Annotated in this window: 1 protein-coding gene; it reads left to right on the top strand. The window is 65.1% G+C overall.

Features of this window, described 5'->3' with window-relative positions:
- Positions 1-1,038 (top strand): IS256 family transposase (locus G3480_RS26845; protein ID WP_164657239.1); only part of this gene is annotated, 1,038 nt, incomplete at both ends.

Below are 1,038 nucleotides of genomic sequence, written 5' to 3' on the forward strand. Positions count from 1 at the left end.
GAGTTGGTGCGCCGTGGTGCACGCCAGCTGATCCAGCGGGCCGTCGAGGTTGAGGTCGAGGCGCTCTTGAGCGAGTCCGCGTCGCTCAGGCTGATGGACGGACGCCGGGCGGTGGTGCGCAACGGCTACTTGCCCGAGCGTGAGCTTCTGACCGGGATCGGACCCGTGCCGGTGCAGGTGCCCAAGGTGCGTGACCGCTCTGGCTCGGGAGTCAAGTTCAACTCCAGTCTGGTGCCGCCGTCTGTGCGGCGATCCCCGCGGGTATCGGCGGCGATCCCCTGGCTCTATCTCAAGGGGGTCTCCAGTGGGGATCTCGGCGAAGCCTTGCAGGTGCTGCTCGGTGAGGACGCCAAGGGGCTCTCGCCCAACGTCCTGGGGCGACTGAAGGCGCAGTGGGCACAGGAGCATCAGGAGTGGACGCAACGCTCCCTGACGGACCAGCAGTACGTCTACTGGTGGGCCGATGGGATCGACACCGCGCTGCGTGAAGACGACGATGAGCGCCTGTGCCTGCTGGTGATCATCGGGGTGACGCCCGAGGGCAAGAAGGAATGGGTGGCGATCAGCGACGGCTTTCGCGAATCCACCGAATCCTGGCTCGCGGTCCTGCGCGATCTCAAGGACCAGGGGCTCGCCCTGGGACCACGCCTAGCAGTCGGCGATGGCGCCCTGGGATTTTGGAACGCCTTGGAGCAGGTCTATCCAGAAACAACGCACCAACGCTGTTGGTTTCACAAGACCGGCAATGTACTGGCGGCCTTGCCGAAGTCGCTGCAGAGCAAGGGCAAGGCCGACGTGCAGGCGATCTGGATGGCCCCGACGCGGCGTGAGGCCAGCCGCGCCCTCGAGCGGTTTGTGAAACGCTATGGCGCCAAGTACCCGAAGGCCACCGAGAAGCTGGAGAAGGATCGCGAGGCGTTGCTGGCCTTCTACGCCTTCCCGGCGGAGCATTGGATGCATCTGCGCACCACCAACCCGATCGAATCCAGTTTTGCGACCGTGCGCCATCGCACGCACCAGACCAAGAATTGCGTCACC

Source organism: Thiorhodococcus mannitoliphagus, from assembly GCF_010915725.1.
Classification (GTDB): domain Bacteria; phylum Pseudomonadota; class Gammaproteobacteria; order Chromatiales; family Chromatiaceae; genus Thiorhodococcus; species Thiorhodococcus mannitoliphagus.